General features: G+C 59.2%; 21 protein-coding genes and 3 pseudogenes. 8 read left to right on the forward strand and 16 right to left on the reverse strand.

From position 1 onward, the window contains the following. Positions 1-152: 152 nt before the first annotated feature. Together FBZ97_RS26060 and FBZ97_RS34805 are read right to left on the reverse strand one after the other, a co-directional pair. Positions 153-1,319, reverse strand: a complete 1,167-nt coding sequence (locus tag FBZ97_RS26060; RefSeq protein WP_113353621.1) for an ATP-binding protein — start codon at positions 1,317-1,319, stop codon at positions 153-155. Positions 1,320-1,395: 76 nt separating this feature from the next. Then, positions 1,396-1,790 (reverse strand): annotated as a pseudogene (locus FBZ97_RS34805) (tyrosine-type recombinase/integrase); the annotation flags it as partial. 265 nt (positions 1,791-2,055) lie between these two features. Here FBZ97_RS34805 and FBZ97_RS26070 point away from each other — a divergent pair. Then, on the forward strand, positions 2,056-2,673 hold the full coding sequence (locus FBZ97_RS26070; RefSeq protein WP_145322800.1) for a type IV toxin-antitoxin system AbiEi family antitoxin domain-containing protein: 618 nt from the start codon (positions 2,056-2,058) through the stop codon (positions 2,671-2,673). Further along, positions 2,666-3,533, forward strand: a pseudogene (locus FBZ97_RS26075) (nucleotidyl transferase AbiEii/AbiGii toxin family protein). The gene FBZ97_RS26070 and the pseudogene FBZ97_RS26075 overlap by 8 nt, the downstream one beginning before the upstream one ends. Before the next feature lie 197 nt (positions 3,534-3,730). On the opposite strand, the gene FBZ97_RS26080 reads toward FBZ97_RS26075, so the two are convergent. The 11 genes from FBZ97_RS26080 to FBZ97_RS26135 all read right to left on the reverse strand — a co-directional run bounded on the left by FBZ97_RS26080 (position 3,731) and on the right by FBZ97_RS26135 (position 12,892). After that, positions 3,731-4,711, reverse strand: a complete 981-nt coding sequence (locus FBZ97_RS26080) for a L,D-transpeptidase (RefSeq protein WP_145322802.1) — start codon at positions 4,709-4,711, stop codon at positions 3,731-3,733. 327 nt (positions 4,712-5,038) lie between these two features. Next, entirely contained in the window at positions 5,039-5,956 is a 918-nt protein-coding gene (locus tag FBZ97_RS26085) for an NADP-dependent oxidoreductase (RefSeq protein ID WP_145322803.1), read from the reverse strand. Between the two features lie 140 nt (positions 5,957-6,096). After that, the gene (locus FBZ97_RS26090; protein WP_113353626.1) at positions 6,097-6,561 is read right to left on the reverse strand and encodes a DUF3788 domain-containing protein; all 465 of its coding nucleotides are present in this window, start codon (positions 6,559-6,561) and stop codon (positions 6,097-6,099) included. Positions 6,562-6,631: 70 nt separating this feature from the next. Then, positions 6,632-7,339: an NAD(P)H-dependent oxidoreductase gene (locus tag FBZ97_RS26095; protein WP_145322805.1), complete on the reverse strand. Its 708-nt coding sequence runs from the start codon at positions 7,337-7,339 to the stop codon at positions 6,632-6,634. Positions 7,340-7,381: 42 nt separating this feature from the next. Beyond that, positions 7,382-7,927 carry a carboxymuconolactone decarboxylase family protein gene (locus FBZ97_RS26100; protein ID WP_145322807.1) on the reverse strand — a complete coding sequence of 182 codons (546 nt, stop codon included), beginning with the start codon at positions 7,925-7,927 and terminating at the stop codon, positions 7,382-7,384. A gap of 33 nt (positions 7,928-7,960) precedes the next feature. Further along, the gene (locus FBZ97_RS26105; protein WP_145322810.1) at positions 7,961-8,614 is read right to left on the reverse strand and encodes a nitroreductase family protein; all 654 of its coding nucleotides are present in this window, start codon (positions 8,612-8,614) and stop codon (positions 7,961-7,963) included. A gap of 113 nt (positions 8,615-8,727) precedes the next feature. Beyond that, complete coding sequence (locus tag FBZ97_RS26110; RefSeq protein ID WP_113396202.1) at positions 8,728-9,696, reverse strand: AraC family transcriptional regulator; 969 nt, start codon at positions 9,694-9,696, stop codon at positions 8,728-8,730. A 607-nt stretch (positions 9,697-10,303) separates the two neighbouring features. After that, on the reverse strand, positions 10,304-11,509 hold the full coding sequence (locus tag FBZ97_RS26120) for an MFS transporter (RefSeq protein ID WP_145323047.1): 1,206 nt from the start codon (positions 11,507-11,509) through the stop codon (positions 10,304-10,306). Further along, positions 11,509-11,838 (reverse strand): hypothetical protein, encoded by a 330-nt coding sequence (locus FBZ97_RS26125; RefSeq protein ID WP_113367599.1) that lies wholly within the window; start codon positions 11,836-11,838, stop codon positions 11,509-11,511. The genes FBZ97_RS26120 and FBZ97_RS26125 overlap by 1 nt, the downstream gene beginning before the upstream one ends. Positions 11,839-11,840: 2 nt before the next feature. Next, the gene (locus FBZ97_RS26130) at positions 11,841-12,407 is read right to left on the reverse strand and encodes an isochorismatase family cysteine hydrolase (RefSeq protein WP_113420312.1); all 567 of its coding nucleotides are present in this window, start codon (positions 12,405-12,407) and stop codon (positions 11,841-11,843) included. A gap of 35 nt (positions 12,408-12,442) precedes the next feature. Then, positions 12,443-12,892, reverse strand: coding sequence for a MarR family transcriptional regulator (locus FBZ97_RS26135; protein WP_069614899.1), 450 nt, complete (start codon positions 12,890-12,892; stop codon positions 12,443-12,445). A 65-nt stretch (positions 12,893-12,957) separates the two neighbouring features. Between FBZ97_RS26135 and dnaE2 the strand changes: the two are divergent. The 3 genes and pseudogenes from dnaE2 to FBZ97_RS26150 form a co-directional block, all read left to right on the forward strand. Further along, positions 12,958-13,549 (forward strand): annotated as a pseudogene (gene dnaE2, locus FBZ97_RS26140) (error-prone DNA polymerase); the annotation flags it as partial. A 390-nt stretch (positions 13,550-13,939) separates the two neighbouring features. Further along, positions 13,940-15,730: an ABC transporter ATP-binding protein gene (locus tag FBZ97_RS26145; RefSeq protein WP_145322812.1), complete on the forward strand. Its 1,791-nt coding sequence runs from the start codon at positions 13,940-13,942 to the stop codon at positions 15,728-15,730. A gap of 77 nt (positions 15,731-15,807) precedes the next feature. Next, positions 15,808-16,119, forward strand: a complete 312-nt coding sequence (locus FBZ97_RS26150) for a DUF982 domain-containing protein (protein WP_145322815.1) — start codon at positions 15,808-15,810, stop codon at positions 16,117-16,119. 127 nt (positions 16,120-16,246) lie between these two features. Here FBZ97_RS26150 and FBZ97_RS26155 read toward each other — a convergent pair whose 3' ends face one another. The 3 genes from FBZ97_RS26155 to FBZ97_RS26165 form a co-directional block, all read right to left on the reverse strand. Beyond that, entirely contained in the window at positions 16,247-16,672 is a 426-nt protein-coding gene (locus FBZ97_RS26155) for a hypothetical protein (RefSeq protein WP_145322817.1), read from the reverse strand. 177 nt (positions 16,673-16,849) lie between these two features. Continuing rightward, complete coding sequence (locus FBZ97_RS26160) at positions 16,850-17,845, reverse strand: MDR family oxidoreductase (RefSeq protein ID WP_145322819.1); 996 nt, start codon at positions 17,843-17,845, stop codon at positions 16,850-16,852. Positions 17,846-17,885: 40 nt separating this feature from the next. Further along, entirely contained in the window at positions 17,886-18,638 is a 753-nt protein-coding gene (locus FBZ97_RS26165; RefSeq protein ID WP_069614894.1) for a FadR/GntR family transcriptional regulator, read from the reverse strand. Between the two features lie 134 nt (positions 18,639-18,772). Here FBZ97_RS26165 and FBZ97_RS26170 point away from each other — a divergent pair, with 134 nt between their 5' ends. From FBZ97_RS26170 to FBZ97_RS26180, 3 genes are read left to right on the forward strand one after another with little or no spacing between them, the layout of a single operon-like run. Further along, positions 18,773-20,230 (forward strand): FAD-binding oxidoreductase, encoded by a 1,458-nt coding sequence (locus FBZ97_RS26170; RefSeq protein ID WP_145322821.1) that lies wholly within the window; start codon positions 18,773-18,775, stop codon positions 20,228-20,230. Continuing rightward, on the forward strand, positions 20,231-23,743 hold the full coding sequence (locus tag FBZ97_RS26175; RefSeq protein WP_145322823.1) for an indolepyruvate ferredoxin oxidoreductase family protein: 3,513 nt from the start codon (positions 20,231-20,233) through the stop codon (positions 23,741-23,743). It abuts the gene before it with no gap. Next, positions 23,740-24,561, forward strand: coding sequence for an enoyl-CoA hydratase/isomerase family protein (locus tag FBZ97_RS26180; RefSeq protein WP_145322825.1), 822 nt, complete (start codon positions 23,740-23,742; stop codon positions 24,559-24,561). The genes FBZ97_RS26175 and FBZ97_RS26180 overlap by 4 nt, the downstream gene beginning before the upstream one ends. Positions 24,562-24,573: the final 12 nt, after the last annotated feature.

The following is a 24,573-nucleotide window of genomic DNA, read 5'->3' on the forward strand; positions in this document are numbered from 1 at the left end:
CGCCCCTTGCGCCCGCCTGGCACAAACGGCTCGATCCGAGACCACTGTTCCGCACTGAGCCTATCGATATCCATGACCGACCTCCAAAAGTCAGCCTTGAATCTGATTTGCTCCTAATTGGGAATCCCAAACCCTTAATTCGTCACCACAGCCTAGCCGAGTTCGGCCAAGGCTGCCCCTAACGCAGATACCGGCATTGCTTCCACGTCTTGCTTCATGGGGAAGATCTCCTGTCCGGGGTAGACGACGATCCGTCGCAGCGGATTCAAATCCTCGCACGCAAGATAGAAGCCCTTTTCGAGTCTAGGCGACAGACTACGCTTGATTTCGATGGCCCACGGACGATTGCCCGGTGGCGTGAGGAGCAGATCGATTTCGGCGCCGGCGGATGTCCGATAGAAACTACTCTGTGTTCCGGCCGGTGCTGCAGCAATCAGCGTCTCGATAACGAAACCTTCCCAACTTGCACCGGCGACCGGATGGCCGAGCAGATCCTCCTGAGTGGTCAGCCCCAAGAGAGTGTGGGTGATGCCACTGTCGCGAACATAAACCCGAGGCGATTTTACGAGACGCTTTCCAACATTTGCATGCCAAGGCTCCAGACGTCGTACGAGCAGCAGATCAACCAGCAGGTCGAGATAGGAGGCAACGGTCTTGCCATCGACGCCAAGCGCACGTGCAAACTCTGCGGCGTTCAGAAGTCCGGACTGATGATGCGCGAGCATGGTCCAGAAGCGCCGCAATGTCTCCGCAGGAATACGAGGACCGAGCAAAGGAATATCTCGCTCCAGATACGTACGAATAAAGTCCTGCCGCCATCGCTGGCTTGCGCGATCGGTTTGAGCGAGTAGACTGTCTGGGAAACCCCCTCGTAGCCATAGCGTATTTAGTTCGTCAGCTGGTACTTCGATGCCGTTAACGGGGCCCATTTCAAGATAGGCTATACGGCCAGCGAGCGTCTCACCCGACTGTTTCAATAAGTCAATGGATGCTGACCCAAGCAGCAGGAACTGCGCCGCTTTTCTACCACTTCGACGGCCGCGGTCGATAAGTCCGCGCAAATTCTGGAAAAGATTAGGAAGCCGGTGAACCTCGTCCAATATGACGAGCTTGTCACTATGTTGGCTGAGATATAGTTCCGGTTCGGCGAGCTTGGCACGATCAGCATCCGATTCCAGGTCGAGATAGATCGAAGGCCGATGGTCGGCTATGGAGAGTGCCAACGTCGTTTTTCCGACCTGACGCGGCCCGATGAGCGCGACAGCTGGGCGCGTATCGAGGAGTTCGTTCAGTTCGGATGATATTCGACGGTTAATCATCCTTGCATTTATGGAATGAAACTCCCGAATTGCAAGGAGAAAATAGCGCGCGTCTCTCGAGAATCCGGACGTAGCGCTACAAAAACAAACGCGCCGCCCGTCCGTTCTTTCGCTCCGCGTTGTTATAATAGCTCGCCGCCTGCGCCACGGCTTGTGCAGGGATTGCTGCATGCCTCCTTCAAAGGGATGCCGCGATTGGCCGCCCTGGTCAGATATCCGGATCGCAGTCCATGCGCCAAAGAGCTCCGGATCCAAACCGGCCTGGCTGCACCGCGTCTTCAGGATCAGATTGACCGACTGCGGCGTCAGCGCCGGCCGATCGATATTGCCCCATTGGTCGATGCGGCGGAACACCGGTCCGGTATCGATTCTGGCTTCCTCGATCCACCGCTTCAGCGCTTCGATCGGCCGGCCGATCAAAACGACGACGTGCGTGCGGTCGTCCGCCGTTGTCGTCTTGGTGCGGCCGAGAAACCGCGATCGCACGTCGTTGCAGTTCGCCGGTGGAGGCCGCAGGCCCGCGGGTCGGACATTCTATCGAGGCAAAGTCGATACATGCCTTTGGAAAATTTGAGGAGTGAAACACTTTGTAACCACAGGGTCGTCGGTTCGACTCCCATCAAGAGCATAACTATCGTTGTTGCTCGCGATTTCGTCCAATCGTTGCCTTCCCAAGGGTATGGATTGTGATACAAATCCTCGGACAATAGATTCTATACTCCGAGTTCTTGTGTCAATGCCGGCTTCCGTCACTCAACGCCAGATCGCCCGTAATGTGCTTATCGAGCGGGGCATCGCACGACTGGCGGAACTTCGGAGCGCTGGCGTGACAGCGGCAACCATGAGCCGAATGGAACGGGATGGTGAAGTGCTGCGGCTTGCTCGCGGTCTATATCAACTTCCAGATGCCGAACTCGATGCCAACCATAGTCTGGCAGAGGCTGCCAAACGCGTTCCGAAAGCCGTTGTCTGCCTTGTTTCGGCTCTGGCATTCCACGGCCTTACCGATCAACTGCCAGGACACGTGTGGCTTGCCATAGGCCGCAAAGACTGGCCTCCGAAACCAGATGGCACACCTATTCGCATCGTGCGCTTTACGGAGAGCCTGCTCCACGATGGCGTTGAAATCCATGTTATTGAAGGTGTTCCCGTGAAGATTTTCGGAGTTGCCAAAACAATTGCCGATAGCTTCCGCTATCGCAACAAGATCGGCCTCTCCGTGGCGATCGAGGGGCTTCAAGAAGCGCTACGGCAACGCAAGGCCAACCCCGGCGAGATCGCTGCTGAAGCCGAGCACGGCGGTGTTGGAACGGTGATCCGGCCGTATCTCGAGGCATTGACCGCCAATGGCTAAAGAAATCAGAAATCTCGGCGCCTCGGTGCGCACCCGCCTGTTGCAACTCGCCAAGGCAAGTGGGCACCTTCGATTTGGTTCTGACGCGTTTTGCGCTTGAGCGGTTATTATTCCGGCTCAGCGAATCACCTCATGCCGGCCGCTTTGTGCTGAAGGGCGCGATGCTAATGATGAGTTGGTTTGACGATCCGCACCGTGGCACACGCGATCTCGACCTTTTGGGCTTTGGCAATCCCGAGCCGGACCCGATGCTGAAGACTTTTCGCGAGATTCTGGCGCAACAAGCTGATGATGGCGTCACGTTCGATGCAGAAACTTTACGCGTGGATCGCATTCGTGAGGGACTGGAATATGGCGGGCTCAGGCTGCGGGTCGTGGCCTTGATCAGTGGCGCGCGGATTACCCTGACGATCGACATCGGATTTGGCGATGCGCTCGAGCCTGGGGCGGAGATGCTGGATTATCCTTCCATGCTCGGCTTTCCGATGCCCCGGCTCCGAGCCTATGCGCGGGAGACGGTCATTGCCGAGAAGTTCCAGGCGATGGTCATGCTAGGGCGTGCAAACAGCCGCATGAAGGACTTCTACGACATCTGGATTCTCAACCGGTCATTCGATTTCGATGATGACAGATTGGCGCGTGCGATCAAAGCGACTTTCGAACGACGAGAAACACCGATCCCCACGGAGATACCCGACGCCCTCACGGACGCGTTTGCCAAGGACCAGGAAAAGCAACGACAATGGCACGCATTCGTTGAAAGCGTTGCACATGAACCCGGCGATCTGAAGGAAGTTATCACAGAGATTGCCGCGTTCCTGATGCCACATGCCATTGCCGCCGTGAGGCTGCGCAAATGAGCATTTTGCTCACAATCGTCCGGTTATGGAGCAATGACAAATCGACTTCGCTGACGAAGTAAACAAAGGGCTCACAGGTTCGTATCCCTTCACATCAACGGACTGGATTTTGTCGAACCTGAGTCGATCTTTGAAAAGTGGCATTTAAGCCAGGCGGGGGGATGGCCACTTTGCTCCTTCCCTCCGCAACCTAATGTTCAGTCGATAAATTCAACCACTACGCCCGGCTTAACCATCCCTGCGAGCTCTTCCACATCCCAGTTGGTCAGGCGGACGCAACCGTGAGAGTCGACCTTGCCGATAAGTTCCGGATCCGGCGTTCCGTGAATCCCATAAGTTGGTTCCGTCAAATCAATCCAGACGGTGCCGACGGGATTATTCGGCCCGCTCGGCAGCTTTAATATCTTCTTATTGTGACCCTGCTGAAAGTTGATCGTTGGGTTGTAGATGTATGTCGGCAATCGCGCAACACCTTTGACCTTGTGCTTGCCGGAGGGAGAAGGTGTCTCCTCGCTGCCGATCGTAGCAGGGTAGACTGCCAATAACGACCCATCTTCTGCAAATGCGAATACCTGTCCCGATTGCCTATGGACCTCGATTCGTTTCACTACACCGCTCTTTGCCGCGCCGGTTGCTGCGACCGAGATCGTTTCACCGGGAGTGAAGGAGGCGGTCGGATTGAGCGCCTTGAGAAGGGCAATACTCATATGGAAACGTTCGGCTAGTTTCTCGGCGATGCTGGTATAACCGAGATGATCCATCTTTGCCTGCAAGGCATAGTCCTTGGGAATCTTCGGTACCAGGTCCTTCCCGTCGTCTGCGGTTATGGAATAACTCTGAACGACCGGGCCTTGCTCTTCGAGCCGCCCGAGCACGGCCGTATCGGGCTTATTGCCAGCTGGAAGTCCCTGCAATGCGTTAAATCCCGCAATTGCCTTGTTGAGGTTGTCCCCGCCAAAACCGTCGATCGCGCCCGGTGAAGCGCCAGTTCGATCTAGCAGAATTTGAAGTTTTACGATTGCCGCATCAGGATTGGTCGGTTTGGGGCTTGGTGCTTCGATGTGCGAGGACGAAATGGAAGCGGCATTCACATCTTGTGCGGTTATGGTGGCGGCGACAGCCGGATACCATGATGTCAAAATAATCCAGATCGCAAGGTAACAGCGCGCGGTGGCCATAGGCAGAAAATCGCGATAGGCGCCAATTGGTTCCATCCGAATGGGCGGAATACTTATCTCGGGGCGAGGGCTGGGCGCTCACACATGTTGGGAAATGTGGTCCAAACGGGAATCTTCTGGGAGGTGCTCAAATGCCGCCGTCTGTGTGGTGACGTGCTTGGCAATTGCGGTGCGTGTTGTGCGATCGCGAAACTGGCGGCGGCTTTATCCATTGAGAAGCAGCCGTCATACGTCCGCAGAATAGGGCCGGAGTTGTTGCTCCGGCCATCATGGTTCAGCTTGGGTTCGCTTAGGAAAAATAATGACGCTATTGATGGCTTGCGCCTCTCATTCGCGAGTGCGAATGATCGTTTTCCCTGTCCGCCGTCTGGTGGGATTGAATGCAGCGACCGCATTATCCAAGGTCGAGATGTAGCCGATGTTCGTCCGAAGGCGTTCGTCACGTACCCGCTGAACAACCTCATTAAGTTGAGCGCGATCGGATTCCACGACGAAGTCAATTGCCCGGCCATCGACGGGTCGCGCTTCAACCGGGCCAACTACGGAAACGAGCGTACCTCCGGGTCGTACCAGACCTGTGGAGCGCTTCTGGATCTCGCCGCCGATCATGTCAAGCACGAGATCGACGCTTCCGATTTCCTCGAGCGTATCATTTGCCAGATCGACGAACTCGTTCGCGCCAAACTCCAGCGACTTCTGCCGGTCGGCGGCGCGTCCGGTGGCAATGACGTAGGCTCCGAACTCGCGCGCAAGCTGCGTCGCGATCGAACCCACCGCACCGGCGGCGCCATGAACAAGGACGCTCTGGCCTGCTTGGAGGCGGCCATGTTGCAACAGTCCTTGCCAGGCGGTCAGGCCGGAGATCGGCAGGCTGGCAGCCACTGTGAACTCCACGTCGCCGGGAAGTGGTACGAGGTTGCGAGCCTCTACGGCGACATATTCCGCCAGGGTGCCGTCGCGGTACCAGTCCGTCAGGCCGAACACGCGCTGTCCCAAAGAAAGGCCGGTCGTACCATAGCCGAGAGCGGTAACCACACCGGCGAACTCATGGCCCGGGATCGATGGCGTTCGTTTTTGGCCGATGCGATCGGTCCAGGTGGAGGGCCAGCTCAGTTCGGTCGGCACGAAGCCCGACGCGTGAACCTCGACAATGACGTCGTTTATCGCCGCCCGCGGCTGCGGGTGCTCCGCCAATGACATGCCGGCCGCGCCGGCGGCTTCGTCGGTTGCTATGATGGCTTTCATCGATTTGTTTCCTTCGATGCTTTGATGATTTGAGGTGATACAGCGCGGAAGACCACTTCGATCTTCCTTGGGTGCCGTGGGTAGATGTCTTTGGGTCCGGTATCGGCTCGTTAGAGGAACGATTGCAGATGACGGGCTAGTCAGCGTGGGAGCGGCGGACGCTTCATCGCCAAAAGCTCTGTCACATCCTGCAGCTCATCTTTGGACAAGACTGGAAGCGTTAGCCATTTCCCGTCGATGTAGGTCTTCGCGTCATCGTAGGCTCTGACCAATCGCGGGCGCCAGAAATAACGCCGCTCCTCGAACTTCTCGCGTTCGGCTCCGCCCATCACGACGATGGCGGAGAACCGCTGATATTCCGGCACCAAAGTAGTAAGCGCCCTAGTCTTCTTGAAGCGCAAGGACCAACCGCGCTTCTTTCCGCCGTAAAGCCAGTCGGGTGCGAATACTCCGGGATAGGATGCATCGATCCAGGTCCGCAGTTCGCTCCATTGACCGTATGCCTCTGAGCCCAGCCATTCGCGGATGGCGCGGTCATCGGGCGGTGTCGAATTGCCGGTGATCCTGTCACCGATCTTGGGAAGCGTAGACGTAGATAAGATCATCTGAAGCCTCATGTTGATTGGCCGGCGGCGTCGGATGGTTGATGAACAAACGTTGGAAGCTTTCGGTCCCTCAGTGTGCGCTTGGCGATGCGTGCCTGGGCAAGGCGAGGTCGGCATGGTTCCAGCCGACGCTCGCGACCATTGCGGGTTGATCCTGGATTTCGGTCAGGCGCTTCACGGCGGTGGCGTCGAGAACTGCAAGCGTCTTGTCTCTCGTCTCTGCCGCCTGCTCCCAGTTAAGGAAGGCCGTTCCTTGAAGCGGGAAAAACTGCTGGCTCTTCAGCCCGATCGAGCTAAGCGCAATCGACAGGTAGGGGGTCAGAAAATCCGGTTGGTTGGCGCGCTCGCCGGTGAAGAAGCCGCCGGAAGCCACGCCGATAAGGACCGGACGGTCCCGAAGCAATCCGACCTTCCCGGCCAACGTCGATTTCATTGTACGGCCTACACGCAAGATCTGGTCGACCCAGGCCTTCAGGACCGAGGGAATGGTCAGATTGTGCATCGGCGTTCCTATGACGACCACATCCGCCGCTTCGACTTCCCGCACAAGCTGTTCGGAAAGATCGAGCGACCCCGTCGGTGGGGCCGCCAAAGTGGCCGGTGACGCCAGTGCAGCGGCATAAAGGGCCGCGGTCTGAGGTAGGGGATCAGTGCCGAGGTCACGTCGGATGATGTCCGCGCCAGGTGCAACCTCAAGAAGCCTTTTAACGATCGCCGCCGAAAGCTGACGGCTATGGGATTGTTGGCGCGGACTGTTGTCCATGTGGAGAATGTTCATGGGATTGATCCTACAGATTCATGAGACTAGGAGAGATGGCACTCAGATCGCGCCGGCCGGGGCAACGGCAGGAAAGTCCTTGTCCGGATCGAAGACGTTGTTGAACAGGTTCGTCAGGGTGTACATTGCGACCAGAGCAACGATCTCGATGATGTTCGCTTCGGTGAATTCGGCATCGCGAACAGCCTCCAGATCCGCGTCACTGACTTTCCCGCGGGTCTCGAAAACCTTTCGCGCGAATTGCACCGCAGCATCCCGCTTCGGGTCGGTCGCATGGCCCTTGCGAGCGAGAATGATCTCTTCGGCTGGCAGCTTGGCCATATGTTCGGCAGTGAAGCTGTGAACCGCCAGGCAGTAATTACAGCCATTCACTTCGGAGACGGCAAGGCCGATGCTGTCTCGAGTCCTCACGTCAAGCGCCTTGCTGAGCGACCCGAGTAGGGCAGCCCATGCGTTGAAGGCGATCGGGCTTTGAGCAAAGGCCGCCATCATGTTTGGGGTGAACCCGATGTTTCTTTTGAAAGCATCGAGGGTCTCTTTCGATGCAGCCGGCACCTGTTCCGGCGTCAGAACGGTCGTTCTGGTCATGGTCGTCTCCATAAATGTTGATTGAGTTGCGGCTTATGCAAAGGACAGGACGTCGGCTACGGGCAGGCGTGGCTTCTGCGGCCAGTTGCCGGACCGCTCGGGTCCCACGGTCAAGAGCATGACCGGGATTTCATCTTCGGCGAGGCCAAATTCGCGATGCACCGCTTCCGCGTCGAAGCCGATCATCGGCGTGGAACCGAGGCCGAGCGAGCGCGCCGCGTAGATGATCGCAGCCGTACCGAAGGTCGCGGAGCGCACCGCTTCGTCCCGCTGCCGTTGGGGTTGGTTGTCATAGAGGCCGCGGGCGGGCGCCTCCCATTCCGGCACCAGGTGGGCCGGCATGATGCCGGCTTCCACGACCGGCGCCAGACGGGCAGGCACGGCGCTGGCATCGGCCAATTGGCCGACGATAACGAAGGTAACCGCGGCATCGAGGATCGCGGGCTGCTTCCAGGCGATCGGATGGAGCCGAGCCTTGGCGTCAGGTGTGCGGACCGCGATAAACCGCCAGTTCTGAAGGTGAAACGAGGTCGGCGCCGACGTGCCGATGCGCACCAGATCTCGGATCTGATCGTCGCTCAGTGTGGCGGTGGAGTCGTAATATTTAGCGGCGCTGCGGCTGAGGATGGCTTCGATGACCGCATTCGTCGGTACCGCTTCGGAGGCTATGTTGTTGATGTAGTTCATTGGGTGGCTCCCTCATCAAGTGATTACGGAGCCGATTTTACGACCGCATGTGATATTATCGAGATTGAATTGCCTCAATATGATGCTTAAAAGGATCAAACCTCAGGCCAACGCTAACTCGCACTTTTCCCGCCGGTCTGCGCGAGCCTGCGCCATTCCCCTGGCGTCATTCCCATTTTCTCGGCGAATACGCGCCGGAATGCCGAAACAGATTGATAGCCGACCGTTTCGGCGATTGTCTCGGTACTGATCGCTGGCTTCTTGAGCTCGTTGGCAGCCAAACTCATGCGCAAATCGGTCAACAGGTCGAGGGCGGAGCAACCGAGCCTGTCCCGGAAGTGTCGCATGAACGTTGCGCGAGACATGCCACACAGCTCTGCCAGATCAGGTAGTTTCCAGGGCTTGGCGGGATCAGCGAGCATGGCGCTGATTGCTGGCGCCAAGCGCGGGTGGCCGGCCAGTGCCAGCAGACCCTCAGGAGCTGTTGCTGATTGGCTGGCTGCACGCAACACCAACGTAAAAAGAGCCGAAGACAGTGCATTGAGAACGGCGCGTCCTCCGGGTCGATCGCCGGCCGCTTCCATTCGCATCAACCCCACCAGATTAGAGAGTTGGCCAGTTGCGGACGCGACACCCTCTTCTCCGGGGGCATCCATGGTCCGTGCCACCAGATCGAGGGGCAGGTAGTTGCGGACCAATCGATCGTGAGGAGGCGAAATGAAAAATCGGCCACACAACAGATCTAGTTGTTCGCCGTCGCTGTCGTTCTCGCTCAGCATCCACCCGGCAGTACTCTGCCGCTGCTGCGTAGGAGCGGGCGTCTGCCCGCTGCCATCGTGCAGCACATGCGCCGCGCCGTGCGGTAACAGCACGATATCGCCGCTCGTCAACTCCCGCCGGGTTCTTGCCTCCGGATCCTCAAAGATCGCTCGGCCCCTGACGACGACGTGGTAGGGAATTTCGTTCGGCGCAGCCCGGTTCCACATAATGCGCCAGGGAGCGCCATAGGCGCAGCGCACCTCGAGCTGGCCGGTGACCGTGATGATTTGAAGCAGTTGGCTCAACCAATCGAGTTCAGACATAGGATCTCGTCAACGTGAAGGGTGCCGGCATCCTATTCTATCCGCACCAAGGCTCAATGCACCGCCTGCAAGGCAACATGGCGGGCAAAGTGTAAGCCGAGCTCAAGCTCATGCGCCAAAATGAAATCAAATACTTCGGCATCTGGAACCAAGTAGGGCGTTGTGGTTCAGATCCCTTCAAGAGCTTGAGACATTGGACCGGAGCGCGATGCCTATCGAAGGAGCTATCCTAGCAGTTCTTCATCATCTGCGGCTTTGCGTTATTTGCAACAGCAACGAATCCGGCCCAACGATCGCATCGAACTCGACGCGCTGGATGCAATCGCTGTACTCGTTGACTGCGGGATTGGTGTTTCGCTCGTCCCGGATCGGGTGCTGCCTTGGCCGGGAGGCTTGTCGATCGTAAGACACCGCCTCCCTGATCCGGCTCCCGAACGGGTGCTTGGACTGCTCTGGTCGCAGGCCCCGGCACACGCGCGGCTCATTCAGGCTGTAGAGCGTGAAGCCATCCTGACGCTCGGTGGTGCGGAAGCGACGAACTCTGCAGGTCCTTAGCGCAAAAAAACATGGCGATAGAGCGACCAAACCTTGCAGGTACTCTCAGCTCCTAGTTCCGACCTGCTCCTTGTTTCGCAAAGATGCCGATCGTCGCCGCGATGATCCCTGATGCCGCCGCAATGGCCATCGCCCAGCGCGGGCTTTCATGATCGGCCACCCAGCCGACGATGGGCGCTCCGATCGGCGTGCCACCGAGTGCGATGCCAACGCGCAGCGCCATCACCCGCCCGCGCATCGTAGCCTCAGTCGAAAGCTGCATCAGGCTGTTGGTGGCGTTGGTGAAGGAGAGCGCGGCGATGCCGATGACGACAAGCGCCACCGCGAAGAGCCAGTAGCAGGGCGCAAGCGCCGCCAACGCGCAGCCGAGGCCAAATACCGTGGCGCTCACGATCAGATTGCGGAATTCGATGCGGTCGCGGCCGGCATTCAGGAATGCCCCCGTAATCGTCCCGACCGCCATAATAGACGACAACAGCCCGTAGCCGGTGGCATCGGCATGGAAGATGCGCACGCCCATCGTCGAGACGAAGATCGGAAAATTCAGGCCGAAGGTGCCGATGAAGAACAGCATGAACAGGATCGCCACGAGATCGGGGCGGCCCCGGACATAGCGCAGGCCCTCGACAAAGCGGCCCTTGCCACGTGGCGCCCGTCTGTTCGGCCGCAGCTCCGACCGCCGCAGCAGCGTCAGAGAAATCAGGACGGCCAGGAAGGATACGCCATTGACGAGAAAGCCCCATCCGGTCCCGATAGTGGCGATCGCGACACCCGACACGGCCGGACCGATCATCCGCGCGAGATTGAACGACATGGAGTTCAGCGCCACCGCATTCGGCAGATCGTCGTCGCCGACCAGCTCCGCGACGAAGGTTTGGCGGACCGGCGCGTCGAGCGCGGCCACGCTGCCAAACAGGAAGGCGAACACATAGACGTGCCAGAGCTGCGCGAGGCCCGTGACGGTGAGAATACCGAGCGCCAGCGCGAGCGCGCCCATCGTCGCCTGCGTCGCCATCAGGAGCTTACGCTGGTTCAGACTGTCGGCGGCAAGACCCGACCAGGGAAGCAGCAGAAACTGCGGTGCAAACTGCAGAGCCATGACGATACCGACAGCCGAGCCGTTATGTCGCGTCAGTTCGGCGAAGACGAGCCAGTCCTGTGCGGTTCGCTGGACCCAGGTGCCGATATTCGACACGAGCGCCCCCGCCGCCCAGAGCCGGAAATTGTAGTGTCGGAGCGACCGGAAGGTCCGCAGCATCATTGCCGTTCCGGCGCGTTCCCGCCATGGAACCGGCCGAAGTGACGCGCGCAAAACAGCGCGATGGCGAAAGCCCCGAGGCCTGCAGATAAGACATCCGTGGCGCCATCCCAATTCACGCTGCCGAAACGGATGAGAAGCAGATAGGCCAGTACCAGATTGGCGAAGCCCCATAGGACATTGACGGTCGACGATGACAGGCCTTCACCGGGTGGCCTGGCGAAGGGCGATTGAAAGGGCCGGCCGAGAACGCCGCTGACGAGGTGCGGAATTGCATTCATCAGAAATGCACCGCCGGCAAGCAGCGAGAGAGTGTGGAGGAAGGTCATCCTTAAGCGTTCCGCTTTGCGAGTTCGGTCATGATCTCTTCCGTCGTGGCGGTTTCGCCGAGCCGGGGAAAGACGTTCTTGATGCTGTAGGCATGGGCCTCGGGCCGGGTATCGGTCATGGCGTCGATCGCGAGCGCGACATTGTACCCGGCCTCGAAGGCCTGCCGCGCGGTCGCCTCGATGCCGGTTCCGGTTGCGACGCCGATGACCACCACCTGAGTTACGCCGAGGGATTTGAGACGGGCGTCGAGGTCGGTCGTCGCGAAGGCGCCCCAGCTGTATTTCGTCACGACGATATCGCCGGGCTGCTGGTCGAGATCAGGAATGAAGTCCGTAAAGCCGTCCGGCAGCGGTCCGATGTGGCGTCTGGGCTGCTCCGCGCGCCCGGGCGCGGTGCCGGCAACCTTAACGAAGACGACGGGCAGATCGTGCTGCCGGAACGCGCGGATGAGCGCGACGGCGCGTTCGATGACGGGAGCGATCGGCTCGATGAAGGCCGCGCTCATGATCCCTTTCTGGAGGTCGACCACAATTAGGGCGGTCTGTTGATCCAATGCGGTCAGGGCCATGGGATATCCTAAGGTGTGAGGAAGGAAAGGACGGTCTAATCCTGCTCGACTAGTCGCTGCAGCAGGCCGATGGCGGCCAGCACTTGGCTTTGCTCTCCCGGCGAAAGCCTGGCTTCGATGGTGCGGCTGAGCCAGTCCTGGCGGGCGGCGCGGCCTTCCTGGATCAGGCGGCGGCATCGCTCCGTCAGCGAGAGAATGGTTTGCCGGCCGTCAGAGGGGTCGGGCATTCCCGAGACGAGGCCCATCGCATCCAGCGCCGATAGGAGCGTGCCCATCGATTGCGGGCGCATGCCTTCGGCGCGCGCCAGCGCCGAGGTGGTCATCGGGCCTTCTTTTTCCAGTCGGACGAGCGCCGACGCCTGACTTGGCGTCAGGTCGCCGGCGTGGCCCTGCTCGCGCAGCTTGCGCTTCAGCTTGCTTGCGAAGCCTCTGAGCTCTTCGGCAACTGTGGAGGCGAGGGGTGATTTGTCGGCGTTCTCGATCATGGCAGCATCTCTACTATATATGAAGGTAAACTGTAAAGATTAACTTCATACATCATCGCGCCACGAAATACGCCCCCTATTTCCTGACGATGTTCTCAATCGTCCGCTATGCCCGCGGCCAGAGCATCCTATGCCAGGGGTGGGGATCGGCTGCCAATTCCGCCGTCTGCTATATCCTCGGCATCACCTCCATCGATCCTGAGGCCAACAATCTGCTCTTCGAACGCTTCGTTTCCCAGGAGCGCGACGAGCCACCCGACATCGATGTCGATTTCGAGCACGAGCGGTGCGAGGAGGTGATCCAATGGATCTACAGGACCTACGGCCATGACAAGGCCGCCCTGTGAGCGATCATCACGCGCCAAGGGCGCAATTCGAGATGTTGGCAAGGCTCTCGGCTGGTCGGAGCACGTGATCGAGACGCTATCGGTGGGCATGTGGTCGTGGCGGAAGGAACTAGTGACCGAGCGTAGCCTACGCGAGCTCAATCTCAATCCAGAGGATCGCAGGCTTGCCTTGACCTTGAAGCTGGCCCAGCAGCTGATGGGCGCTCCACGCCATCTCGGCCAGCATCCCGGCGGTTTCGTGCTCACACATGATCGTCTCGGCGATCTCGTGCCGATCGGGCCCGCCACCATGGCTGACCGGCAAGTGATCATGATGAGATCTTCAGGGTGCCGGCCGGCCGCGGCGACGAGTTCGCGCATGGGTCCCTGTCCGAAATGGTGTGGCATTCGCGCATGTTTCCCCATAAAGTAGAAAAACCGGCTTGGCAAAGTCGAATTAGTCCGATACAAACTCTCCATCGCTGCACATCAAACAGAGGAGGCGTTGCATGACACCAGCATTCATCGAAACGCTTCCGTCCGGAATGAACCGAAATTAGATCATTCCCATTTGTGGCCCGCAGTGGGCACGCATGAAGCGGTTTTGTTTCCTTCACAGTTCGATTGATTTGCCGAAGTCGGCTCGTTTCCGTTCCGGCAATGTCCGTTAACTCTCGATTTTTGGGGCCGACCGCCGAAATGTGCGGTCGGACTGGTTAAGATGACTCGCAAGAAGCTCGACTTCCGCGCCGATGCTTATCGCAATGTGCTCGGCTTTGTTTTTCGTCAGTGGACCCATCGTCCCGCTTTGGTGGGCACCATCATCCTGCTGGTAATTGTCAGTACGCTAGCCGAAGTTCTGGTGCCGGTGTTTTCAGGCCAGATCGTCGATGCGATTGCCAGCGGCAGTGCGGCGGCCGATGCCATCCGCGCCTTCGTTGTCGTCGTCACCCTTGGCTTGACCAGCGTTACGCTGCGCTGGTTTATCTTCGACGGGATCATCCGTCTGACGCTGCGCATCATGGCCGACGTGGTCAATAACGGCTTCCACAAGGTGCAGCGCTTCTCGACCGATTGGCATGCCAATAGTTTCGCCGGCTCGACGGTGCGCAAGATCACTCGTGGCATGTGGGCGCTCGACTCGCTCAATGACCTGTTGCTGATAGCCTTACTACCCTCGATCGTCATGCTCGTGGGCGCCAGCGCCGTGCTCGGTAGTTATTGGCCGGTCATGGGGCTGATCGTGGCTGCGGGATCGCTGATCTATATCGGCGTGACCATCTTGCTTTCGACCGTATACGTGTCGCCAGCGGCGAAGCTTGCTAACGCATGGGATACCAAGCTGGGCGGCGCACTGGCGGATGCCATCAGCTGCAACTCGGTCGTGAAGGCATTTGGCGCCGAAAACCGCGAAGAGGAACGCTTGCGCCAGGTGCTGCTCAAATGGGACAGTCGAACACGGCGGACATGGAAGCGCGGGACACTGAACGGCACGATCCAGGGTTTCATGATGGTCTCCATACAGGCCGGCATTCTTGGCACTGGCCTTGTCATGTGGCGGCAGGGACTGGCGACGCCGGGGGACATCACATTCGTGCTAGCGATGTTTTTCATCCTGCAGGGTTACCTGCGCTCGGTCGGACAGGACATTCGAAACCTGCAGCGCGCCGTCAACGATATGGAAGAACTTGTCCTGCTCGACAAAACGCCGCTGGGCATTGAGGATAAGCCAAACGCGAAGGCGATCAAGATCGATAGGGGCGAAGTCCTGTTCGATCGCGTCACCTTCCAGTACGGGGCGCATCCTGCACCGCTCTATGAGGATTTCTCGGTGACGATCAAACCGGGCGAGCGTGTCGGATTGGTCGGCCATTCCGGCTCGGGCAAGACGACCTTTGTCAAGCTCATCCAGCGCCTCCATGACGTTAAGGCGGGGTCGATCCGCATTGACGGCCAGGATATCGCCCATGTCACTCAGTCCAGCCTGCGCAGCCAGATTGCCATCGTGCAACAGGAGCCGATCCTATTTCATCGCACGCTTGCCGAAAATATCGCCTACGGCCGACCGAACGCGTCACGGCGCGAGATCGAGAATGCAGCGAAGCAGGCCAGTGCCCATAGGTTTATCATGGACCTGCCAAAGGGCTATGAGACATTGGTGGGCGAGCGCGGCGTCAAATTGTCGGGCGGCGAGCGTCAACGTGTCGCCATCGCCAGGGCATTTCTGGCTGATGCGCCGGTGCTGATCCTGGACGAGGCGACCTCGAGCCTCGACAGCGAGAGCGAGGTGCAGATCCAGCAGGCAATGGAACGCCTTATGGAAGGTCGCACGACGCTGGTGATCGCGCACCGACTTTCGACGGTACGAGCTTTGGATCGACTTTTGGTCTTCGACAAGGGAAAGATCGTGGAAGAGGGTGACCATCAGGCGCTCATTCGCCTCAATAACGGCATTTACCGCCGGCTGTTCGAGCGTCAGGCGCTGGAGTTGACCAAGGGCCTCGTGGCCTGAGGCAAACTCTTGAAGTGACAATCCTCTCTTACAATATGATCCTGGGAGAGGTCCTTGGCATGGAAAGGAGGAAGAAGATGCCACTCAACGATATTCCGTGGACCCGTCCGGTGACGATCAGGCTCCAATGCGGGCTGGAGCGCACCTTTACAGGCGTCTATGACGCTCTGGACTTTCTGGAAAATGAATGGCCGCTGCGGCATGGCGAGCGCCACGAACGTGCGGTGAAGACCTGCCGCGGCGTGCTCAATCGGGTTGTGCCTGCTGTCATAGCAAGAGAGGCGTTCCTGACCGCCTGTCTCGAAGCGGGAATGCCTGTGGTCCTGGCGCCGTCGAAGATAGCGCCGAAAACGCAGCCTATGCGACCGGCCGGCGCGCTATCCTTATAGTCTGCTGGCTTTTGGAGCTCGCCGCCTCTGAAGGCGAGCTCTCGAAAGCTGCATTACAAACAACAGCAGATTAGTCTTCGCTCATTGAAACGCGTCGATGCAGGTACGCTGCGTTGGAGCAATGCAATCACGCGACTTTTGCCGCGAGCATTTCATTGATGCAGTCTTCGTTCAGTGCTTCCAATTGCTGCAGCGGAAAGGCGTTGATGAAGATGCGAATTGTCTCATCGAAATTGGCGCCGGATTGGGACCAGGCAGGCCCAATCAATCTGCTTGCCGGCAAGATCCTCGACCTGGACAGGCCGCAGGCTTCATCGGTCTCGTCGTCGACCGCAAGCTCAAACGTACCGAAGTGCCGATGTTCATCATTCCAGTAAACGGCAATCTGAAGATTACGGATGCCAGGCCGATTGCCGATCTCCATCAACAGCGAGCCATGGACCTCGTCGGTCGATGGCGGCTTTGGCTCGTCCCAGCAAAGTTCCTCGTCCAAGGTTGGGTGGTCCGTAACGTCTTCCGGCATCTCGCGCATTCTGTCGAGATGGCGAAGCATCTCGCGACTTGCCACGGAAGCTGGGCAGGTCGTCCCTGAAGGTGTCAAAGGCATCCCGGCCCCAAATGGCCGACAAACTCATGTAGTATCTTCGCTTGGTTCTGAGTGATGGTGAGGACACTTTCTCTCGGGTGCGGCTCTCTCGAATATTCAAATAGCTTGCCCGCTGGAGCAGCCTTATTCTGCGATTTCCACCACGACACGCCCCCTAATTTTGCCCTCGACGATATCCTGAGCAAGGCTCGGAAGCTCGGAGAAGGGCTCGATCCTTGCCAATGTCTCGATCCTTTCTGCTTTCAGGTGTTCGGCGAGGGTCTGCCATGCGCGGATCCGTTTGGACATTGGTGCCATAACGGAATCAATGCCAAGCAGTGCCACGCCGCGCAGGATATGCGGGAGTACCGTTGCCGGCAGGTCTGCGCCGGCTGCAAGGCCACAGGCAGCAACTGCCCCACCGTATACGGTCTGTGAAAGTGTGTTTGCGAGCGTCGTCGAGCCCACAGAATCAACCACGCCGGCCCAGCGCTCCTTTTGTAGAGGACCGCCCTTTTCTGAAAGCAATGCCCGGTCAACGAAAGCGCTCGCGCCGAGCGATCCGAGATAGTCCCGCGTTTCAGGGCGACCGGTCGATGCGGTTACTTTGTAACCCTTGTCCGCAAGCAGGCTGATCGCCACCGAGCCGACACCGCCCGCCGCACCGGTCACGAGAATTTCGCGATCGTCGTTGAGGATCGTGCCCCAATCCTCAAGCGCATTGACACAAAGCGCCGCCGTGTAGCCGGCCGTTCCAATTGCCATTGCCTGCGAAAGGCTGAAGGTTTCGGGAAGTGCGATCAGCCATTCCGCTTTCAGGCGCTGAAATCGCGAATATCCGCCCCATTCTGTTTCAGACAGCCCCCATCCGTTGACGATGACCTTGTCGCCACGCGCCCATTTGTCAGATCGGGATTCAACTACGATTCCGGCAAGGTCGATGCCTCCGACCATGGGAGTACGCCGGGCGATCCGCCCTTTGCCGGTCAGGGCCAGGCCGTCCTTGTAATTGACGGTCGAATAATGAACCTCGACGAGAACATCATGATCCGGCAGATCGGAGAGTGAAAGCTGGCGGAACCCGGTCTGCGGCTTGCCATCGGCCATGTCGATGACCATTGCCTGGAATGTATCGGACATGCGTCCCCCTTTTCACACTTGAAATCGGCCGTTCGCCTTCTCAGGTCTGAGGCGCCGCCTTCATCCTGTCGCGTGCGTCCATCGCGGCTGCGTAGCTGTTGCGAATGTAGGCCAGCAGGTCCGCCAATGCCCTTGTCGCCGTCTCGGTGTCGCGCTTGGCGACGGCCTCCATGATCTGCCGGTGAAAGCCAGCGACCTTGCGGCGCTCGCGAACCCGGAACACGATCATGTTGGTTATGGGGATGAAGGACTCGATCACCGTATACATCATCAGCTTCAGCGGGCCATTGCAGGTGGAATCCACCAGCGCGCGATGAAAGCGCACGTCGGATGCGCAGAAGTCCTCGTCACTGATCGTCTCATCGCGTTGGATCTCGATCTCCGCCGCCATTCGTTCCAGATCGGCAGCGCCGTGATTTTCGCAGGCGAGCCTGCAACAGATCGTCTCCGTCTCAAGGCGGGCCGTAATAATCTCGTGGATATCGAAGGCGCCGATGCCGACTAGCAGGGTTGCTGCTGCGGTGATCGCCTTGGAAAGCCCTTCCGGATCCGGCCGTTTGACGAAGTTTCCGCCGAGCGGGCCGCGCCTTGAATGGATGAGATTTTGCGCTGCCAGACGTTTTAGCGCCTCACGCACGGTCGGCCGCGATATGCCGAAGCTTCTCGCGAGATCCTCTTCCGTGGGAAGCCGCTCGTCGATTTTCAGGCGGCCATCCATGATCGCGGATTTTATGTTCTCCGCGACCTGCTTGGCGATGCCAGCCCTCACGACCTCATCAAATTTCAGCGTCATTGATTGTCACCCTTACCTCGATTTCATAGATGCCACGGCCGCTTCGAAAACGCCACTGAAAATTGAATATAGGTTTGACAAATATCGGATAGACGATAACCTGCCCTCGATCCAGATAACCAAGGGGAACGAAATTGGGCGGATCGACTGGTCGGGCGGAGAGCGCCCAAGGTGCCCGTGCGCCTGTTGGCCGGCATGCAGAATTGCTGCGCCGGCTCGACGGAAGGATCGATAGTAAGGCCATTCTCGCTGGCGACGACGTCGGCGATGGCTATCGTGGTGACGCAACGGACGAGGCCGGCGAGCGCCCGATAATCGTTTTCCGGCCCGCGGATACGGCGGAAGTGTCCGCTATCCTTGAAGAATGCAATCGTCTGGGGCAGCCCGTCGTGGTCCAAGGCGGCAGGACGGGCCTTGCCGGCGGGGCGAGGCCTCAAGTCGACGAAGTGTCGCTTTCGCTTGAGCGAATGGTGAACCTGTCGCCGGTGGATGAGAATGCCGCCACCATCATCGCACAGGCCGGCGTTACGCTTCAGTCGGTACAGGAGGCTGCGGCAGGCTGTGGGCTGTTTTTCGGTGTTGATATCGGCGCGCGCGGCACGTCCACGGTTGGCGGTAATGTTGCCACCAATGCGGGCGGTATTCGTGTCCTGCGCTATGGCATGTATCGGTCGCAGGTTCTGGGGCTTGAGGTTGTGCTGGCGGATGGCTCCGTGCTGACCAGCTTGAAGGGATTACCCAAGGACAATTCGGGCTTCGATCTCAATCAGCTCTTCGTTGGAAGCGAAGGTGTGCTTGGCGTGGTCACGCGGGCCTGTTTGCGGCTGCATCCTGAGCCGCGGTCGCAAGCGAACGCCTTTTGCGGATTGCCGTCGTTAAGTGCCGCTATTGCCCTTCTAAAACATTTACGCTCTACGCTCGGCCCGTCGCTGTCGGCCTTCGAAGTGATTTTTCCGAATGTTTATAACGGGGTTCTGTCGCAGACCGGTGCTCAGCCACCTGTTGCAGCAGGTGCGGGGATGTACGTTCTTGTGGAAATGCAGGGGCAGGACGAGGCCGGTGATCACGCGCGTTTTTCCGAAGCGCTTATGGCGTGCTACGAAAGCGGCGTCGTGACGGACGTGGCTGTTTCGGGGTCGCCGCGCGAATATTACGCAATCTGGAAACTTCGCGAGGCTGCCAGTGAATTCATTTTCTCGATGGACCACGTCTCCGGCTTCGATGTCAGCCTGCCCTTGTCCCGCATGCAGGCCTTCCTTGATGCTGTCAGCCGTGAGATCGCGGCGGCCGATCCAAATGCCGAGATCTATATTTTCGGCCATCTCGGCGATGGCAATTTGCATTTTCTTGTCCGCACTCACCATCATGAGCGGATCGCCGACATAATTCTTCCTGCCGTGATCCGGGCCGATGGCGCGATTTCCGCCGAGCACGGAATTGGCCTTGAGAAGAAGAAGTGGCTGCCTCTCGGCCGAAGTGCCGCCGAGGTGAATGCAATGCGCCGCCTGAAGGCCGCCTTCGATCCCAACAATATTCTCAATCCCGGCCGGGTTTTCGATATGCCGTTGCCGGGCGTGCCGGAGCGCGCGTAGATGCAGAACCTGTCCGAGACGGCCCGCGCATTGCCCAGTGAAAAAGGCCCGAGCCTTGATGACCGGTATACGGTCAATCATGGAAAAATCCTGGTGTCCGGCACACAGGCGCTAGTGCGTCTTCCGATGATCCAGCGACAGCGCGATCTGGCAAAGGGCCTCAACACTGCCGGATACGTCTCCGGGTATCGTGGTTCGCCGCTCGCAAGCTTCGACCGCGAGATGGCGCGCGCCAAGACCTATCTAGACCAGAACCATATCCGCTTTCAGCCCGGCCTCAATGAGGACATGGCGGCGACGGCTGTATGGGGAACGCAGCAGACGGCGATGTTCTCCGGCGTCCGCTACGACGGTGTCTTTTCGATGTGGTATGGCAAGGGGCCGGGCGTCGATCGCACCATGGATGTGATCCGGCACGCCAATGCCGTCGGCACCAATCCGAATGGTGGCGTGCTGCTGCTCGCTGGCGACGATCATGGGGCCGTCTCATCGACCTTGCCACATCAGAGCGAGCACAACTTGATATCGGTCATGGTGCCCTTGCTGTCGCCCGCCGGCGTCGCCGAATATATCGACTACGGTTTGCTGGGATTTGCGCTTAGCCGCTATTCGGGTGCATGGATCGGCTTCAAGTGCCAGACGGAGATTGTCGAATGCACGGCAACCGTCGATCTCGATCCGGCTCATCCGGCGATCGTCTATCCGGATGCGCAAGGCAATCTGTCGCTTCGCTGGCCTGACGGGCCGCATGCGATGGAGCGCCGGCTGAAAGACAAGCTTTCTGCCGTCCATAGATTTGCGCGTCACAACAGGCTTGACCGCACCATCTGGCAGGGGCAGCGCACCAAGGCGCGTCTCGGCATCGTCTCGACCGGTAAATCCTGGCTCGATCTGATGGGCGCGCTTTCGCGCCTCGCCCTAGACGAGCGGCGCGCAGGCGAGCTCGGCATCCGGCTCTACAAGGTTGGCCTTGTCTGGCCAATCGAGCCGGAGGGGGTCGCACGGTTTGCCGCCGACGTCGAGACGCTGCTGGTCATCGAAGAAAAGCGTCCGATTATGGAAGACCAGATCAAAGCTCTGCTCTTCAACATGCCGTCCGATGAGAGGCCGAGAGTGTTTGGCAAGCTCGGGCCGGCGGGCCGGCCGCTCCTGTCAGCCGTCGGTGAGATCGATGCGGTGGCCGTCGGGCGCGCCATCCTTGCCGTGCTCGAGCCGCAGGCCGACGATCTCGATAACCGGTCGCGGGAGATGGAGGCAATTGTTGCAGCCAGCGTGACGGAAAGTCCGGCACTCAGGCGCGATCCGTATTTCTGCTCCGGCTGTCCGCACAGCGTCTCGACCAGACTGCCCGAGGGAAGCCGTGCCTCGACGGGTATCGGATGCCACATGATGGTCATCGGGCTTGAAGACCGGAACACCTCGACCTTTACCCAGATGGGGGGTGAGGGCGGTGCATGGATTGGGCTTTCTCAATTCACCGATGAAAAGCATATCTTCGTCAACATGGGCGACGGCACCTATTTTCATTCGGGCCTGCTTGCGATCCGGGCTGCGATCGCCGCGAAGGTCAACGCCACTTACAAGATCCTCTATAACGATGCCGTCGCCATGACCGGCGGTCAAAAGCACGATGGTGAGGTCTCTGTTCCCGGTATCGTCGGCCAGATGCTGGCCGAAGGGGCTGCTAGAGTGGCTGTCGTCGCCGAGCGGCCGGAGCTCTGGCGCGGCCGCTTGCCACGCAATGTCACGGTCAATCATCGCGACGAACTCGATCAGGTGCAGCGTGAACTGCGCGAGATCGAGGGGGTGACGGTGCTGGTCTACGATCAGGTCTGTGCGGCAGAGAAGCGCCGGCGTCGCAAGCGCGGGGCGCTGGCGGTCTCGGACAAGCGAGCATTCATCAACGAACTGGTCTGCGAAGGATGCGGCGATTGCTCGGCCGTTTCCAACTGCATCTCGATCGAGCCGCAGGAAACGGAGTTTGGCCGTAAGCGCAAGATCAACCAGTCGAGTTGCAATACCGACCTTTCCTGTATCAAGGGCTTCTGTCCGAGCTTCGTCACGGTGGAGGGCGGAAAGATCAGAAAGCCGGCTGCGAAAGCCCAGCAAGCGACGTTCGATGACATGCCGTTACCTGTTCTGACGGAGATCGGAGCGCAGCCCTATAACATGCTGTTGGCCGGTATCGGCGGGACGGGGGTGATTACCGTCAGCGCTGTCCTCTCAATGGCGGCGCATCTCGATGGCCTTTTTGTGCAGACGCTGGATCAGACGGGGCTCGCGCAGAAGAACGGGGCCGTCATTTCGCATCTTCGCGTGGCGCGGATGGCTGGTGCTTTGTCGTCGGTCCGTATCGGCGTAGGCGAAAGCGATCTGGTGCTCGGCTTCGACATCGTAGTGTCGGCCGGTCGCAATGCGCTATCGACCTTTGGCGCTGGCCGCACGCACGCCGTCCTCGACAATCATTTCGCGCCGACGGCATCTTTCGTTCAGAACACAGCGATCGATTTCCAGCAGGAAGCGACGCTCAAAACGTTGCGTCGCGCAGCCGGCGAAGATGCCGTTCACCTCGTCTCGGCGACCAAGCTTGGCGCGGCGCTGATGGGCGATGCGATTGCAGCCAACATGTTCCTGCTTGGTCATGCATGGCAGCGCGGTCTGGTGCCGATCAGCCTTGCCTCCATCGATCAAGCGATTGCACTCAATGGGACCAGCGTTGCGATGAACCGTGCCGCCTTCGGCTGGGGTCGGCGCTCGGTGGTCTCCCCCGATATCGTCGCCGGCGCTGCGGGAGCTGATCTAGCCGAGGTCAGGCCCGCCGAGACACTCGACTCGATCATCGAGCGCCGTGAGGCTTTTCTTGCCGCGTATCAGAGCGCCGCCTATGCACGCCGGTACCGGGCACTGGTCGATGCTGCGCGGCAGGTTGAAAACGGGCTCATGGCCGGCGAGGAGTTTGCAACCGCCGTTGCCCAAAACGCTTTCAGGCTGATGGCCTACAAGGACGAATACGAGGTGGCGCGCCTGCACCGAGACCGGAGCTTCAAGGCTGCGATCGAAGCGCAGTTCGAAGGCGACTTCAGTATCAAGCATCATCTGGCGCCACCAATCCTGTCACGGCGGATCGACAAACGCACCGGAAATCCGGCGAAGATCGCCATCCCGCGGAAAATGATCGGCCCGGCCTTTGCGCTTCTGGAAAAGCTGCGCTTCCTCCGCGGCACGGCGCTGGATCCGTTCGGCTATACCGAAGAGCGCCGGATGGAGCGGCGACTGATCGCTGACTATCAGGCGATGATCGAGGATCTCACGAGACAGCTTTCCGTCGAAACGCACGGCCATGCCGTCGCACTTGCCCGGCTGCCGGAAGAGATCAAGGGATTCGGCCCCGTTAAGATGGCGTCGATCGGGCGTTTTGAAAAGAAAATGGCGGCCTTGCTTGCAACGCCGGCCAATGACGAGAAACGAACAGGGATGCCGGATCAGGACACGGCTAAGAGGAAAAGCATATGAGCACTTCCGATACCTTCGAGACGATCCTTTACGAGAAGGACGGCCACGATAAATTCGCGACGATCATCATCAATCGTCCTGAAAAGCTCAATGCGATGAACAAGACGACGGTGCGCGAAATCGACCGCGCCGTCGCCATGGCTATCGCCGACAAGGAGGTCAACGCGCTCATCATCACGGGGGCGGGTCGCGCATTCTCGTCCGGCTATGATCTTCAAGGCGCCGATTACGATGTCGATATCGAGGACTGGCATGCGGACATGTCGGAGAACGCCCAGGCGCTCCTCAACATCTGGAAGGCACCGATCCCGGTCATCGCGTCCGTGAACGGTTATGCGCTTGCGGGTGCGCTTGAGCTGATGATGGCCTGCGATCTGGCCATCGCCAGCGATAATGCGAAGTTCGGCGAGCCGGAGGTGCGGCACAATTCCGGCCCGCCGGCACTGTTCATGCCCTGGCTGCTGGCCACCCGTGACGTGCGTTGGCTGATGTATACAGGCGATTTGGTCGATGCCGAGGAGGCCTTGCGCATGCACCTCATCAACAAGATCGTGCCCGCCGATCAATTGAGGGAAAAGACCGAGAACCTGGCCCGCAAGCTGGCTCGTATGCCTGTGCCCGCCATCAAGTTCGCCAAGTCCTCCATCAACAACCAGCAGATGGCCGCTGGCCTGATGACATCCTTCGATTTCAACGTCCACGCTATCGCCGCCCTGCATGTTAGTCGCGATGGGCAGGAGTGGATGCGCAATCTGCAGAAGATGTCGCTGAAGGAATATCTCGAGTTCCGCGATGCCCCGTTCAAGGGGCTCGACTGACCCCGTTTTACG

It is taken from the genome of Rhizobium sp. ERR 942 (genome assembly GCF_007828395.1).
Lineage (GTDB): Bacteria > Pseudomonadota > Alphaproteobacteria > Rhizobiales > Rhizobiaceae > Rhizobium > Rhizobium dioscoreae.